At 62.9% G+C, this 14272-nt stretch carries 15 protein-coding genes; 11 read left to right on the top strand and 4 right to left on the bottom strand.

All coding sequences use genetic code 11. From position 1 onward, the window contains the following. Positions 1-4 precede the first annotated feature (4 nt). A complete protein-coding gene (locus AC1D1L_RS29905; RefSeq protein WP_477344946.1) occupies positions 5-607 on the top strand; it encodes a hypothetical protein in 603 nt (200 codons plus the stop codon). Positions 608-616: 9 nt separating this feature from the next. On the opposite strand, the gene queF is transcribed toward AC1D1L_RS29905, so the two are convergent. Beyond that, complete coding sequence (gene queF / locus AC1D1L_RS29900) at positions 617-1078, bottom strand: preQ(1) synthase (RefSeq protein ID WP_112564976.1); 462 nt, start codon at positions 1076-1078, stop codon at positions 617-619. A 140-nt stretch (positions 1079-1218) separates the two neighbouring features. Here queF and AC1D1L_RS29895 point away from each other — a divergent pair, with 140 nt between their 5' ends. Then, the gene (locus tag AC1D1L_RS29895; RefSeq protein ID WP_477344944.1) at positions 1219-3264 is read left to right on the top strand and encodes an oxidoreductase; all 2046 of its coding nucleotides are present in this window, start codon (positions 1219-1221) and stop codon (positions 3262-3264) included. 154 nt (positions 3265-3418) lie between these two features. Here AC1D1L_RS29895 and AC1D1L_RS29890 read toward each other — a convergent pair whose 3' ends face one another. Then, the gene (locus AC1D1L_RS29890) at positions 3419-3826 is read right to left on the bottom strand and encodes a hypothetical protein (RefSeq protein WP_477344942.1); all 408 of its coding nucleotides are present in this window, start codon (positions 3824-3826) and stop codon (positions 3419-3421) included. A 203-nt stretch (positions 3827-4029) separates the two neighbouring features. On the opposite strand from AC1D1L_RS29890, the gene AC1D1L_RS29885 reads away from it, so the two are divergent. Further along, positions 4030-4434 (top strand): MarR family winged helix-turn-helix transcriptional regulator, encoded by a 405-nt coding sequence (locus AC1D1L_RS29885; RefSeq protein WP_477344940.1) that lies wholly within the window; start codon positions 4030-4032, stop codon positions 4432-4434. A gap of 22 nt (positions 4435-4456) precedes the next feature. Here AC1D1L_RS29885 and AC1D1L_RS29880 read toward each other — a convergent pair whose 3' ends face one another. Further along, complete coding sequence (locus tag AC1D1L_RS29880) at positions 4457-6523, bottom strand: putative bifunctional diguanylate cyclase/phosphodiesterase (protein WP_477344938.1); 2067 nt, start codon at positions 6521-6523, stop codon at positions 4457-4459. 311 nt (positions 6524-6834) lie between these two features. Here AC1D1L_RS29880 and AC1D1L_RS29875 point away from each other — a divergent pair, with 311 nt between their 5' ends. Together AC1D1L_RS29875 and tdh are read left to right on the top strand one after the other, a co-directional pair. Next, the gene (locus AC1D1L_RS29875) at positions 6835-8022 is read left to right on the top strand and encodes a glycine C-acetyltransferase (protein ID WP_477344936.1); all 1188 of its coding nucleotides are present in this window, start codon (positions 6835-6837) and stop codon (positions 8020-8022) included. 45 nt (positions 8023-8067) lie between these two features. Further along, complete coding sequence (tdh, locus tag AC1D1L_RS29870) at positions 8068-9102, top strand: L-threonine 3-dehydrogenase (RefSeq protein WP_023672918.1); 1035 nt, start codon at positions 8068-8070, stop codon at positions 9100-9102. 211 nt (positions 9103-9313) lie between these two features. On the opposite strand, the gene AC1D1L_RS29865 is transcribed toward tdh, so the two are convergent. Then, on the bottom strand, positions 9314-9757 hold the full coding sequence (locus AC1D1L_RS29865; RefSeq protein WP_477344934.1) for a MarR family winged helix-turn-helix transcriptional regulator: 444 nt from the start codon (positions 9755-9757) through the stop codon (positions 9314-9316). 120 nt (positions 9758-9877) lie between these two features. On the opposite strand from AC1D1L_RS29865, the gene hmgA reads away from it, so the two are divergent. From hmgA to AC1D1L_RS29835, 6 genes are all read left to right on the top strand, one after another. Further along, on the top strand, positions 9878-11191 hold the full coding sequence (hmgA, locus tag AC1D1L_RS29860; RefSeq protein WP_477344932.1) for a homogentisate 1,2-dioxygenase: 1314 nt from the start codon (positions 9878-9880) through the stop codon (positions 11189-11191). A 10-nt stretch (positions 11192-11201) separates the two neighbouring features. Further along, positions 11202-12089, top strand: a complete 888-nt coding sequence (locus AC1D1L_RS29855) for an MBL fold metallo-hydrolase (protein WP_477344931.1) — start codon at positions 11202-11204, stop codon at positions 12087-12089. Beyond that, the gene (locus tag AC1D1L_RS29850; protein ID WP_477344929.1) at positions 12086-13099 is read left to right on the top strand and encodes a fumarylacetoacetate hydrolase family protein; all 1014 of its coding nucleotides are present in this window, start codon (positions 12086-12088) and stop codon (positions 13097-13099) included. Before AC1D1L_RS29855 ends, AC1D1L_RS29850 begins: the two co-directional genes overlap by 4 nt. A 12-nt stretch (positions 13100-13111) precedes the next feature. Next, positions 13112-13408, top strand: a complete 297-nt coding sequence (locus AC1D1L_RS29845) for a hypothetical protein (protein WP_477344928.1) — start codon at positions 13112-13114, stop codon at positions 13406-13408. Further along, complete coding sequence (locus AC1D1L_RS29840) at positions 13405-13941, top strand: DinB family protein (protein WP_477344926.1); 537 nt, start codon at positions 13405-13407, stop codon at positions 13939-13941. The genes AC1D1L_RS29845 and AC1D1L_RS29840 overlap by 4 nt, the downstream gene beginning before the upstream one ends. 162 nt (positions 13942-14103) lie before the next feature. Continuing rightward, on the top strand, positions 14104-14272 hold a 169-nt coding region (locus AC1D1L_RS29835; RefSeq protein WP_477339720.1), incomplete at its 3' end, for a helix-turn-helix domain-containing protein.

The raw sequence follows: 14272 nt of genomic DNA, 5'->3' as shown, positions 1-14272 counted from the left end.
TCCAGTGTTCCGCCGTCTCGCCCTGGCGCTGCCCACCCTGTGCCTGCTGGCGGTGGGTATGAGCGGCGCCGCCGCTCAAGGGCTGCTGGGTCCGCCACCCGCAAATGCCCCGGCTGAGACAGTGCCGGGCGGCACACCGCCTGCAAATCCACCCGGGGTTGCGGTGGAGCCGACAACGCCACCCCTGGCATGGCCGCCATCCGAGCCAGCAGCGCCCGTCCTGCCGGGCTCGCCGACGGCAGTCGTCAAGCCGTTCTACGAACATCTCGGGCTGGAGCTCGATCCGAGCCAGCGCAAGAACTTCGTCGATCCGGCCAAGACCGTGCTCGACAAGAGCGATGCGCTGCGGGCGTCGGGGCAGGGCGAATGTCTCGACCCCAACATGGCGCTCGACAATGCCGATTACGACAAGCTTGCAATCGACAAGAGCCTGAAGAGCATCGAGGCCGTCAATGGTGATCAGGCCAAGGTGGTGGTCGCCTTCGTCGTCGAAGGCAATCAGCATCGGCTGGAGTGGAAACTGAAGAAGGTCGACGGCGCCTGGAAGATATCCGACCTGCTCTCGGTGACCGGCGAATGGGCGCTCAGCCAGTATCAGTGCGAATGAGAGACGAGTTCAGCCCCTTCCGCGATAGGGCGCTACACCGGTGTCGGGCAGCCAGGCGCCTTCAGGCGGCGCCCCCGTCTGCCAGAAGACATCGATCGGAATGCCGCCGCGCGGATACCAATAGCCGCCTATGCGCAACCACAGCGGCTTGGTCGCCGCCACAATGCGGCGGCCGATCATCACCGTGCAGTCTTCATGGAAAGCGCCATGGTTGCGAAACGAGGTCATGAACAGTTTGAGCGACTTCGATTCCACCAGGGCGGCATCGGGTGCGTAGTCGATGACGATATGGGCAAAGTCCGGCTGGCCGGTGACCGGGCAGAGCGAGGTGAATTCCGGACAGGTGAAGCGCACGATTGCCGGCGGCCCGTCGCCGCGCTGGAACGGCACGGTCTCGAGGACCGCAGTTTCGGGGCTCTGTGGCGTCTCGACGTGCGCGCCGAGCTGGGTAAGGGTTTTGGTATCGATCATAAGCGGTTGTCCTTGGATTTTCCGCGCTCATTAGCATCGGACCGAAAAATGTGCAGCGGTTTTCGGATAAATCCGATGCTTAAAATAAGAACTGGAGCAGCGCATGCTGCTCCGACACAAAATGAAAATGCAGGAAGACGATGACCTCCAACGATCCGCTTCTCCAGCCCTATCAGCTCAAGCACCTGATGCTGAAGAACCGGGTGATGTCGACCAGCCATGAGCCGGCCTATTCCGAGGACGGCATGCCGAAACAGCGCTATCGGCTTTACCATGCCGAGAAGGCCAAGGGCGGCATGGCGCTGACCATGACGGCGGGCTCGGCCATCGTCTCGCGCGACAGCCCGGCCGCCTTCGGCAATCTGCATGTCTACGACGACCGCATCGTGCCGTGGCTGGCCGAGCTTGCCGACGCCTGCCATGAGCATGACTGCAAGGTGATGATCCAGATCACCCACCTTGGCCGCCGCACCGGTTGGAACAAGGCCGACTGGCTGCCGGTGCTGTCAGCTTCGCCGGTGCGCGAGCCGGCGCATCGCGCTTTTCCAAAAACCATCGAGGACTGGGACATCGAGCGCATCGTCGCCGACTATGCGTCGGCCGCCCAGCGCTGCCAGGCGGCCGGCCTCGACGGAATCGAGTTCGAATCCTACGGCCATCTGATGGACGGTTTCTGGTCGCCGGCCACCAACCACCGCGACGACGAGTTCGGCGGTTCGCTCGACAACCGGCTGCGCTTCACCGACTTGGTGCTGGATGCGGTGCGGGCTGCGGTCGGCGAAAAATTCGTCGTCGGCATCCGCATGGTCGCCGACGAGGATTTCGAAAAGGGCCTGTCGAAAGCGGAGGGCATCGAGATCGCCAGGCGGCTCGCCGGCTCCGGCAAGGTCGACTTCCTCAACATCATCCGCGGCTCGATCGAGACCGATGCGGCACTGACCAAGGTCATCCCGGTGACCGGCATGCGCTCTTCGCCTCATCTCGATTTCGCCGGCGAGGTGAGGGCGGCGACGAAATTCCCGACCTTCCACGCGGCGCGGATTTCCGACGTCGCCACCGCGCGCCATGCCATAGCGACGGGAAAACTCGACATGGTCGGCATGACCCGCGCCCACATCGCCGATCCGCACATCATCAAAAAGGTCATGGAAGGCCGCGAGCACGAGATCCGCCCTTGCGTCGGCGCCACCTATTGCCTCGACCGAATTTATGAGGGCGGCGAGGCGCTGTGCATCCACAATGCAGCGACCGGCCGCGAGGCCGAAATTCCACACATCATCGTCAAGACCGAAGGGCCGAAGCGGAAAGTCGTCGTCGTCGGCGCGGGGGCAGGTGGGCTGGAGGCTGCCCGCGTCATGGCCGAACGCGGCCATGACGTCACGGTGCTCGAAGCCTCCGCTCAGGCCGGCGGGCAGGTTCGGCTGGCGACGCAGAACCCGCGCCGCAAGGAGCTGATCGGCATCATCGACTGGCGGCTGGCCGAACTCGACCGGCTCGGCGTCGAGATCCGCTACGATAAATGGGCCGAGCAGGACGATGTGCTGGCGCTGTCGCCCGATGTGGTGGTGATCGCTACTGGCGGCCTGCCGCAGAACCCGCCGCTGACATCAGGCGATAATCTCGTGACCTCGAGCTGGGACATCATGGCCGGCAGCGTCAAGCCGGCGGAGAACGTGCTGCTCTTTGACGACAATGGCGGTCACCAGGGCATGGGCGCGGCGGAGCTGATCGCCAATGCCGGCTCGAAACTCGAACTCGTCTCGCCGGAGCGGTTCTTCGCCCCGGAAATGGGCGGCATGAACCACGTGCCCTATATGCGCGCCTTCCAGGAAAAGGGCGTCATCATAACCATCAACACCAGGCTGCGCTCGGTGCGGCGAGAGGGCAATCAACTGGTCGCCGAACTGGCCTCCGACTTTGCCGATGGCTGGCGCGGCGAAAGGCGGGTCGACCAGGTGGTGGTCGAACATGGCACAGCCCCGCTCGACGATCTTTATCTCGCGCTGAAGCCGCTGTCGAAAAACGGTGGCGCGATCGACTACGAGCGGCTCGTCGGCGGCGGCGACATTTTTCCGCAGCGCAACCCGCAGGGCAGCTTCGTGCTGTTGCGCATCGGCGATGCCGTCGCCTCGCGCAACATCCACGCGGCCATCTATGACGGCATCAGGTTCGGCTTGCGGATCTGAGCCCATTCCCGGCCCGGCTGTTGGCGCGCAGTCGAGCCTCTGTGCGGAGAGCCACCTTGCACATCGGTTCGATCTGCGCGCCGCGCACGTCGCCGGCCTGGAGCCAAGCGACATGCGATGCGGAAAGCTTCAAGCTGACGTGGCGCGGCAGGGCTCAAATCATCCTGGCGGTGGCCATGCACAGGACGGTGAGCACCAGCAGCCACGCGGCGACCCGCTCGCCGCCAGCCATTTTGGCGCGCAGCGCCGTTTCCTTGGCGGCGTCCGCCCCGGCAAGCTGCCGGCTGGTCTTGTGAACCACAGCGCTGAGAACGCCGGCTGCGGCACAGGCGGCAAGGATGCCCAGCGCCAGCACCATTTCCATCGAGCCGAAATAGGCGCCATGGAAGAAATACCAAAGCAGCGCGCCCGTCAGGAATACTACGCCGGCCGCGCCCATCTGCGGATGAATGAAGCGCTCCGCCTTGATCTCGGGATCGCGGGCCAGCGTGATGGTGGTGCCGGCCCAGAACACGCCGGCCATGACATGAAGGCCGATAATGACGATGTAGACATATTGCATGGTTCCTCCTTGCCCCACCGCCAATGAACGTCGCCAAAACTGGCCCTCGGTCCGGCTCAAGGCGACGCGGATAACGTTAGCAACGACAGGTGATATAGTTAGACATCGAATGATTCGATGTCAATGAATAATGCTGCGTTCCCTCGCTCGGTGCCTTGTTCTACTGTCGGCTCATGACTCCCTTTGACCACCCGCCCGTCGGCATGAATCTCGCGCGTACATCCAAGCTGGTAGCGCAAGCTTTTGACGCCGCTTTGGTCGAGGCCGGCGGCACGCTGCCGGTGTGGCTGACCTTGCTTTCGGTCAAGTCGAGCGAGCTTGCCAATCAGCGCGAGCTTGCCGGCATGATCGGCATCCAGGGCGCCACGCTCACCCACCATCTCAATGCCATGGAGGCGCAAGGTCTGCTGACGCGCCGCCGCGATCCCGAAAACCGCCGGGTTCATCTGGTCGAGCTGACCGCAGCAGGCGAGGCAATGTTCGTGAAACTGCGCGCGGCGGCTCTCGTTTTCGACAAGCGGCTGCGCACCGGATTACCGGACGACCGGCTGGCGGAGTTCGCCGAGGTGCTGGCGGTGTTGCGGGCCAATGCCGCGCCCGCCAAATGACCGGCACCGGTGTGGCAATAGTCTAGGCTAAATTGCCCTGCAGCACCTTCAGCTTGGCTTTCTTCGGGCTGCGCGCCAGCAGCCATTCGCGTGCCTTGTCCTGCGGCATCGGGAAGGCGATGGAATAGCCCTGCACCTGGTCGCAGCCGATCGCCATCAGCGAATCGAGTTCGGCCTCGGTTTCCGCACCCTCGGCGACGATCGAGATGCCGAGGCCGCGCGCCAGCTCGGTGATGGCGCGCACGATCTTGGTGTTGTCGCCATTCTCGTTGATGTTCTGGACGAAGCGGCGATCGATCTTCAACCGGTCGATCTCGTTCGGGTTGACATGGCTGAGCGAGGCATAGCCGGTGCCGAAATCGTCGAGTTCGAGATGAACGCCGGCGGCTCGGATGTGGCGCAGCTTGGCCGCGATGCCGGTCTTCTCGTCGTCGAGAATGACGGATTCGACGATCTCCAGCGACAGTTTGTCGGGCGACAGCCCAGCCTTCTCCAGCGTCGCGAACAGGAAGCGGTCGAAGTCGGGTTCGCGCAGTTCGGTGCCCGACACGTTGACGGCAAGCCGCCCGAAGGCAATGCCGGCGCGGTCCCATTCGGCTGCCTGCTCGATCGCCTTGGCAAAGACGATGCGGCCGATCTCGGGCATGAAGCCGCATTTTTCGGCGACGGGAATGAACTCGCCCGGCGAGATCATGCCGCGCTCGGCATGTTTCCAGCGCACCAGCGCCTCGATGCCGCTGATGGCGCCGTTGGTCAGCGACACCTGCGGCTGGAAATAGACCTGGAAGGCATTCTCAGAGATGGCGACCCTGATGTCGTGCTCGAGCTGCTTGCGGTAATCGAGCTCGCGCCTGAGCTCCTCGGAGAAGAACGAGAAGCTGCCGCCGCCAAGCTTCTTGGCGGAATAGAGCGCGAGGTCGGCATGCACGAGCAGATCCGCCGCATTGTCGGCGTCGATGGGATAGACGGCAATGCCGGCGCTGGCGCCCGGAAGGACGGTCGTGCCCTGGAACATGATCGGCTCGTTGATCTGCTCGAGGATGCGCCTGGCCAGCATGTTGATGTCCTCGGTGCCGCCGGCGCCATTGAGGATCATCACGAATTCGTCGCCGCCAAGACGCGCGCACAGATCCGAGGCGCGACAGGAATCGCGCATGCGCTGCGCGGTGACCACCAGCACATAGTCGCCGGCGGCGTGGCCGAGCGTGTCGTTGATCTGCTTGAACCGGTCGAGATCGAGCTGGATCACCGCCAGCCTTTCACGCCGGCGATGCGCGCCCTTGATCAGCGTTTCGAAGTGGTCGGTCAGGAAGGTGCGGTTGTGCAGGCCGGTCAGCCCGTCATGCACGGCGATGAAGGCCATCGAATTGCGGGCGTCGACAAGCTCGTGCGTCTTGCGCAGGATCGCCTTCGACATTGGCCGAAAGATGAAAAGTGCGACCAGAACGATGACGCCGATGGTGGCGTAGAACAATGTGCGGTGCAGATCGAGCAACTTTTCCGACCGTTCGTCGGCGAAGGCGTTGATGCGCTGACCAAGGGCTGCATAGCCCGACAGCGTCGCATTGGCGACCGAGGCGTCGAGGTTAACGCGCTCGCCGCCGCCCTTGTAGGCGGCGTTGCCGGAGAGCTGGGACTCGAAGGACGAGATCAGCCTTTGGCCGTTAGCGATCAGCCCGACCGAGAAATAGTCGAGGTGGAACGGCTTGGCGAACAACACGTTCTCGATCGATTTCGGATCGGACCGTGCCGGCGACTTGGGATCGGCCCCGGTCTGCTCGAGCAGCAGATCGTAATTTGTCTCGAACTCGGTGGTCGCCTGCTTCAGCGCAGAAACCAGGGCCGGCTGCTTGTCGCGCGAGGCGGAGCCGGTTGCACTTGCCAGGAAGACGATGCGCTGCGACAGCGCCTTCTGGGTGCTGACGATATCGAGCAGAGTATGGTTGTGCTGCTGGGCCGCCATCATCTGCTGCAGCAGGATGAAGGAGGCCATCACCATGGCTGCGATGATCAGCAGCGCCAGCCAGTAGCCGGTCTTGATCAGCAGGATGAGTTTCCCCGAGATGGTTTGCACCGGCTGCTGCGACATATTCTAAGTGACCCCTCGGTCGAACGGATTTCCGCCACGGATTCATGGCGAGAAGACCATTGGCTTGAAAGGGTTAACAGGTCTCGAAGCCGGCGGAATTGTTGCTTCAGCAGTCAATGAAAGCTGCCGAAATGGTTATCATGTTCTTTCGCGGCATGGCCATATTTGCACACCTGCTACTCCAACATGCTGGTTTTGCGATCGGATCGCGCCAAGGTTGAGCTTGCCGCGCCACCGAAGCGGTCGCATTTACGGTGGATTTTTCATTCACGGGGCGCGACAGTCGCCGCCAATCTCAATAGGACCTGATCATGAGCGCGGCATTCCTCTCCCATATCGACAATGAACTGCAAGGGTTGAAATCGGCCGGGCTCTACAAATCCGAGCGGGTGATCACCTCGACGCAGTCGGCCGAGATCGAGGTCGGCGGCGAGAAGGTGCTGAACTTCTGCGCCAACAACTATCTCGGCCTCGCCGACAGCGCCGAATTGCGCACGGCAGCCAAAGGCGCGCTCGACCGCTACGGCTACGGCATGGCTTCGGTGCGCTTTATCTGCGGCACGCAGGAAGAGCACAAGCAGCTTGAGGCGACGATTTCTTCCTTCCTCGGCCTGGACGACACCATCCTTTACGGCTCGTGCTTCGACGCCAATGGCGGCCTGTTCGAAACGCTGCTCGGCGAGGAGGATGCGATCATCTCCGATGCGCTCAACCATGCTTCGATCATCGACGGAGTGCGGCTGTCGAAGGCCAAGCGCTTCCGCTACGCCAACAACGACATGGCCGACCTCGAAGCCCGGTTGAAGGAAGCGAAGGACTGCCGCTTCCGGCTGATCGCCACCGACGGCGTGTTCTCCATGGACGGCATCATCGCCAATCTGAGGGGCGTCTGCGATCTCGCGGAAAAGTACGACGCCATGGTTATGGTCGATGACAGCCACGCGGTCGGCTTCGTCGGCAAAAACGGCCGCGGCTCGGCCGAATATTGCGGCGTCGAGGGCAGGGTGGACATCATCACCGGCACGCTCGGCAAGGCGCTGGGCGGTGCCTCCGGTGGCTACACCTCCGGCAAAAGCCAAGTGGTCGACTGGCTGCGCCAGCGTTCGCGGCCCTATCTCTTTTCCAACACGCTGATGCCGGCGATCGCCGGCGCTTCGATCAAGGTGTTCGAGCTGATCCGCAATGGCGACGCCTTACGCGAGCGCCTATATGCCAATGCGGCGCGGTTCAGGTCCGAAATGGGCAAGCTCGGCTTCACGCTTGCCGGTGCTGATCATCCTATCATCCCGGTGATGCTGGGCGATGCCAGCCTGGCGCAGGAGATGGCACAGCGCATGCTGAAGCGCGGCATCTATGTCATCGGCTTTTCCTTCCCGGTGGTGCCGAAAGGCCAGGCGCGCATCCGCACGCAAATGTCGGCGGCGCATTCCAGCGCTGATATCGACCGCGCCGTGGCGGCATTCGCGGCGGTCGGCCGGGAACTGGGCGTCATTTCCTGAGCCGCCAAAAGCGATTCCGGATCAAAGGATTCAAGGGACAAAAGAATGTCGAACATGATGAAGGCGCTGGTGAAGGCCAAGGCCGAACCGGGCATCTGGATGGAAGAGGTGCCGGTGCCGGAGATCGGCCCCAACGACGTGCTGATCAAGGTCAAGAAGACGGCGATCTGTGGCACCGACGTCCACATCTACAATTGGGACCAGTGGGCGCAGAAGACCGTGCCGGTGCCGATGGTGACCGGCCATGAATTCGTCGGCACGGTCGCCGATTTCGGCGCCGCGGTCACCGAATACAAGGTCGGCCAGCGCGTCTCCGGTGAAGGCCACATCGTCTGCGGCCATTGTCGCAACTGCCGCGCGGGCAGGGGCCACCTCTGCCGCAACACGCTCGGTGTCGGCGTCAACCGTCCCGGCGCCTTCGGCGAATATCTCGCGATCCCGCAGCACAATGTCGTGCCCATCCCCGACGATGTGCCCGACGAGATCGCCGCCATCTTCGATCCACTGGGCAATGCCGTGCATACCGCTCTGTCCTTCGATCTGGTCGGCGAGGACGTGCTGGTCACCGGCGCCGGGCCGATCGGCATCATGGGCGCGCTGGTGGCGCAATGCGTCGGTGCCAGAAAAGTCGTCATCACCGACATCAATCCGGTCCGGCTGGCGCTGGCCAAAAAGCTCGGCGTCCAACATGTCGTCGATGCATCGAAGGAGAAGCTTAGGGATGTCATGCCCGCGCTCGGCATGACCGAGGGGTTTGACGTCGGTCTCGAAATGTCGGGCGCCGCGCCCGCCTTCCGCGACATGATCGATACCATGAACAATGGCGGCAAGATCGCCATTCTGGGCATCGCGCCGACCGGCTTCGAGATCGACTGGAACAAGGTCATCTTCAAGATGCTGCACCTCAAGGGCATCTACGGCCGCGAGATGTTCGAGACCTGGTACAAGATGATCGCCTTGGTGCAGGGCCCGTTGGACGTGTCGGGCCTGATCACCCATCGGATCGGCATCGACGATTTCCAGACGGGGTTTGATGCGATGAGGAGCGGCAGTTCTGGCAAGGTGGTGATGGATTGGTAGGCGGGCAGAGTCGCGCCTCCTATTGGAGACGATGGAGGGACGGCACCCCCCTCTGGCCTGCCGGCCATCTCCCCCGCAAGGAGGGAGATTAGCAGCTTCTTCGTTTTGTTGATTTCTGCAACGTCCGAGATTGGCGAAAGCCTTCGTGACATCTGATCTCCCCCCTTGCGGGGGAGATGTCCGGCAGGACAGAGGGGGGTGTGAAGGATCGCTACGGAACGGACAACGCCGTCTCCAGCGCCGCCACGCCGTTCACAATCGCCGCTCGTTCCGCCGCGCTGAGCCTAGCCAAAAGCTCGCGTTCAAACGCCTTCGCCAGCGGCACCATCTCGCGATAGGCGGCCAGCCCCGTTTTGGTCAGCGTCAGATGCTCCACGCGTCGATCGTTCTCGTCCGGCGTGCGTGTCAGCCAGCGCCGCCGCTCCAGTTCGGCCACCGCCCGCGAAACCTTGGTCTTGTGCATGGCCGACTGCTCACCGAGCGCCGTCGCGGTCATGGTGCCACGCTGTCCAAGCCCTGAAAGCGTGCGCCATTCCGGTCGCGTCAGGCCGTGACGGTCGCGGTAGATTTTTGAAAATTCGCGGCTGACGGCATCGGCAAGCCGGTAAAGCCGGTAGGGCAGGAAGCTTTCGAGTTCCAGGATCTCAGGTTCCATCTGCGCACCGTGGATGCGTTTGCCGTTGATAGTTACATTTTCAATGGTTACAAATGAAACCAGTTTGGTCAACAGTGCCGGCAAGCAGCGTTTCGCGAGGCCGGGATCAGGGAGGATCGGATGGCCTTTTCCTACATGCCGGGCTTCGGCAATGATTTTGAGACCGAAACCTTGCCCGGCTCGCTGCCGCAGGGGCGCAATTCCCCGCAGCGGCCGGCTTACGGCCTCTACGCCGAACAGCTTTCCGGCTCGCCCTTCACAGCGCCGCGCGGCACCAATGAGCGCTCGTGGCTCTACCGCATCCGGCCGAGCGTCAAGCACACCGGGCGTTTCAAGGCGGCCAGCTATCCCCTGTGGAAGACCGCTCCCAATGTCGGCGACCACGAGTTGGCGCTCGGCCAGTACCGCTGGAACCCGGTTCCGATGCCGAAGGAGCCGACCGATTTCATTCAGGGCATGCGCTCAATCACCACCGCCGGCGATGTGCTGGGGCAGAGCGGCATGGCGGCGCATGTCTATGTTGCCAACCGTTCGATGGTCGACGACCATTTCTTCAACGCCGATGGCGAATTGCTCGTCGTGCCGCAGGTCGGCGCCTTGCGCTTCGTCACCGAGATGGGCGTCATCGAGCTTCGGCCCGGCGAGATCGCCGTGCTGCCGCGCGGGCTGGTCTTCAAGGTCGAACTGGTTGACGCCGAAGTGCGCGGCTATCTCTGCGAGAATTATGGTGCCAAGCTGACCATGCCCGACCGCGGCCCGATCGGCGCCAATTGCCTGGCAAATCCGCGCGACTTCAAGACGCCCTGCGCCTGGTTCGAGGAGAAGGAGACACCGTGCCGGCTGACGGTGAAATGGTGCGGCAATTTCCATGTCACCGAGATCGGCCATTCGCCGCTCGACGTCGTCGCCTGGCACGGCAACTATGCGCCCTATAAATATGATCTGGCGACGTTTTCGCCCGTCGGCGCCATCCTGTTCGACCACCCGGACCCGTCGATCTTCACCGTGCTGACGGCGCCGAGCGGCGAGGAGGGCACCGCCAACATCGACTTCGTCATCTTCCCACCGCGCTGGCTGGTGGCGGAGGACACGTTCCGGCCGCCCTGGTATCACCGCAACATCATGAGCGAGTTCATGGGCCTGATCCACGGCCAGTACGACGCCAAGGAGGAAGGTTTCGTGCCCGGCGGCATCAGCCTGCACAATCTGATGCTGGCCCACGGCCCTGATGCGCCTGGCTTCGAAAAGGCCTCGCGTGTCGAACTGAAACCGGTCAAGCTCGACAACACCATGGCGTTCATGTTCGAGACCCGATTCCCGCAGATGCTGACCCGCTACGGCGCCGAGCTGGAAACAAGACAGGACAATTACATCGACTGCTGGTCCGATCTGAAGAAGCGTTTCAACGGCACGCCGGAGGGCGACTGGTCTTGAGGCTCGCCCTATGAGCGACCGGCTGGTGTGTCTCGGTTCCAAGGGCGGCCCGGCGCTGCGGCCGGGCGGGCCATGGCCGAGCTCGTCGCTGCTGGAACTCGGTGGGCGAACCATCGTCGTCGATTGCGGACTCGGCGTCACGCGTGGCCTGGTCGATGCCGGCGTCAGCCTGAAGACGCTCGACCTGATCTTCATCACCCATCTGCATTCCGACCATGTGCTGGAACTGGGGCCGCTGCTGCACACCGCCTGGACGGCCGGTCTGGCCAGTCCGGTGACAATGTTCGGGCCGCCCGGCACCGGCCATTACTGGCGCCGCTTCTGCCAGGCGATGGAGTTCGACATCGAGATCCGCATCGTCGACGAAGGCAGGCCGGACATTCGCGAGCTGGTTTCGATCGCCGAGTTCGGCGAAGGCGAGATTCTTGCGCAGCGCGGCCTCAAGGTCTCGGCGCTGCGCGTCGATCATCCGCCGGTGACCGACTGTTTTGCGCTGCGTTTCGACCATGATGGCAAAAGCGTCGTGTTCTCGTCCGACACTGCCTTCTTTCCGCCGCTCGCCGGTTTTGCCAAAAATGCCGACATCCTCGTCCATGAAGCCATGCTCGAGGAGGGCATCGAGCGGCTGGTCGCCAGGACTGGCAACGGCGTGCGGCTCAGGGAACACCTGCTTGCCAGCCACTCCTTTGCCGAGGAAGCCGGGCGCATCGCCACTGAAGCTGCGGTAGAAAGGCTGGTGCTCAATCACCTCATTCCGGCCGACGATCCCGCGATCGTGGAGATCGATTGGGAGGCCGCTGTCAGGAAATCGTGGGTGGGTGACTTGACGATTGCCCGCGACGGCCTTGTTGTGAACGTAGACGGCGCCAAAGCCGCATCAGGAGAGGAAACCGCATGAAGCTTGCCACATTGAAGGACGGGACGCGCGACGGAAAGCTCGTCGTCGTCTCGCGCGACCTGACGCGCTTCACCGACGCCTCGTTCCTGGCGCGCACGCTGCAGGCAGCGCTCGACGACTGGCAGCGGATTTCGCCGCATCTGGCGACCATCGCCGAATCGCTGGAAAACAATGCGGTGCCGTCGGCGCGCTTCCACGAGCATGACGCCCATTCGCCGCTGCCGCGCGCCTATCAATGGGCCGACGGTTCGGCCTATGTGAACCATGTCGAGCTGGTGCGCAAAGCGCGCGGCGCCGACATGCCGGCAAGCTTCTGGACCGATCCGCTGATCTACCAGGGTGGCTCGGATTCTTTCAACGCGCCGCGCGAACCGATCCGTATGGCCGATGAGGCCTTCGGCATCGATATGGAGGCGGAGGTCGCCGTCATCGTCGACGACGTGCCGATGGGCGCCAGCCTCGACCGGGCACGCGCCGCGATCCGGCTGGTGATGCTGGTCAATGACGTGACGCTTCGCGCGCTCACCGGGCCCGAACTCGCCAAGGGGTTCGGCTTCTTCCAGTCAAAGCCGTCCTCGGCCTTTTCGCCGGTGGCGGTAACGCCGGACGAACTAGGTGATGCCTGGGATGGCGGCAAGGTCAGCCTGCCGCTGCTCGCCGACCTCAACGGCAAACCGTTCGGCCGCGCCAATGCCGGCGTCGACATGACCTTCGATTTCCCGGCGCTGATCGCTCATGCCGCAAAGACACGGCCGCTGATAGCAGGCACCATCATCGGTTCCGGCACCGTCTCCAACAAGTTGGATGGCGGCCCGGGCAAGCCGGTGTCGGCAGGCGGCGCCGGCTATTCCTGCATTGCCGAATTGCGCATGATCGAGACTATTGAATCAGGCGAGCCCAAAACGCCATTCCTGCGTTTCGGCGACACGGTGCGCATCGAAATGAAGAACAGAAGCGGAAACTCGATCTTCGGCGCCATCGAGCAGAAGGTCGAGAAATACGAGCAATAGCGGGGGTGTGGAGTGACGGGGGAGGCGTTCTATCTGCTGGCCGGCGTCTGGGCGCTTGGAATTCTGGTGGTGTCCATCCAGGCGATCCGGCTGAGCTACCGCATCGAGGCGCGCTCGCCCGATCTGACCAACCGCAGCGGCTACCCGCGCAAGGCGATGATGTTCCACACCATCACCAACACCAATGTGGCACGTGACGAGGAAACGCAGGCCATGCGCCGGCGTATGAACCGGCTTTTGCTGATCGTTGTCGCCGGCTTCGCGGTCATGGCGGCGGGCATTGGCCTGGTCAGACGAATGAACTCGTGACCTTGCTCGATCATCTGCGCCGCATGGCCGGCAACAATCTCTGGTCGAACGATCGACTCTACCGCGCCGTGCTTGCGCTGAAGCCCGGCGAATTCGAAGCCGAACGCACCAGCTTTTTTCCGTCGATCAAGGCGACGCTCAACCACATCCTCGCGGTCGACCAACTCTATCTCGATTTCCTGGAAGAGGGCGGCGTCGGTGCTGCCGTCTATGACGACTACGTGCCGTTCGATGAGCCGCAGGCGCTGTTTGCCGCCCAAGCTGCGGCCGACGGGCGCCTGATCGCCTTTTGCGACGGGCTGTCGGCAGACGATCTCGACCGTCGCGTCATCACCGACCGCCGCGAGGACGGCATGATCCCCGAAAAGATCGGCGATATCCTCGCTCATGTCTTCCTGCACGACATCCACCATCGCGGCCAGGTGCACGCGATGCTGTCCGGCACCTCGGTCGCGCCGCCGCAATTGGATGAGTTTCTGCTCGACTATGATTTGAAGGTGAGGAAGGAAGAGGTCGAGCGGCTGGGATTGTGATCGAACAATTCCCGATGGCGGCGCGGCCCCTCATTGCCCTGCCGGGCATTTCTCCCCGTATAGTGACGGGGAGAAAGGGCTGATGTCCGAACCGGATAGATAGGTAACAGAATGGACCGATAGCATGGGTGACAGTTTTCTTGTCCGCCGGAGGAACCGGCGATGGTTTGGCGAGAGACTGGCATCATGGACGAGCGGCTTCGGTTTGTTGTGGAGTGTCTTTCTGGAGATGAGACGATGGTGGCGCTTTGTGCGGCCCACGAGATCTCACGCAAGACCGGCTACAAATGGCTTGGACGCTATCGGGAGCTAGGCCCGGAAGGTTTGCACG

The organism is Mesorhizobium sp. P2_D6 (assembly GCF_056404315.1).
Note: the sequence above shows the minus strand (reverse complement) of the source record. Positions and strands in the feature narration are given on the sequence as shown.

Excerpts from the sequence above, each read along its gene's own strand:
- queF (WP_112564976.1), bottom strand. The coding sequence starts at position 1,078 with ATGATCGATACCAAAACCCTTACCCAGCTCGGCGCGCACGTCGAGACG.
- AC1D1L_RS29895 (WP_477344944.1), top strand. The coding sequence starts at position 1,219 with ATGACCTCCAACGATCCGCTTCTCCAGCCCTATCAGCTCAAGCACCTG.
- AC1D1L_RS29890 (WP_477344942.1), bottom strand. The coding sequence starts at position 3,826 with ATGCAATATGTCTACATCGTCATTATCGGCCTTCATGTCATGGCCGGC.
- AC1D1L_RS29885 (WP_477344940.1), top strand. The coding sequence starts at position 4,030 with ATGAATCTCGCGCGTACATCCAAGCTGGTAGCGCAAGCTTTTGACGCC.
- AC1D1L_RS29880 (WP_477344938.1), bottom strand. The coding sequence starts at position 6,523 with ATGTCGCAGCAGCCGGTGCAAACCATCTCGGGGAAACTCATCCTGCTG.
- AC1D1L_RS29875 (WP_477344936.1), top strand. The coding sequence starts at position 6,835 with ATGAGCGCGGCATTCCTCTCCCATATCGACAATGAACTGCAAGGGTTG.
- tdh (WP_023672918.1), top strand. The coding sequence starts at position 8,068 with ATGTCGAACATGATGAAGGCGCTGGTGAAGGCCAAGGCCGAACCGGGC.
- AC1D1L_RS29865 (WP_477344934.1), bottom strand. The coding sequence starts at position 9,757 with ATGGAACCTGAGATCCTGGAACTCGAAAGCTTCCTGCCCTACCGGCTT.
- hmgA (WP_477344932.1), top strand. The coding sequence starts at position 9,878 with ATGGCCTTTTCCTACATGCCGGGCTTCGGCAATGATTTTGAGACCGAA.
- AC1D1L_RS29855 (WP_477344931.1), top strand. The coding sequence starts at position 11,202 with ATGAGCGACCGGCTGGTGTGTCTCGGTTCCAAGGGCGGCCCGGCGCTG.
- AC1D1L_RS29850 (WP_477344929.1), top strand. The coding sequence starts at position 12,086 with ATGAAGCTTGCCACATTGAAGGACGGGACGCGCGACGGAAAGCTCGTC.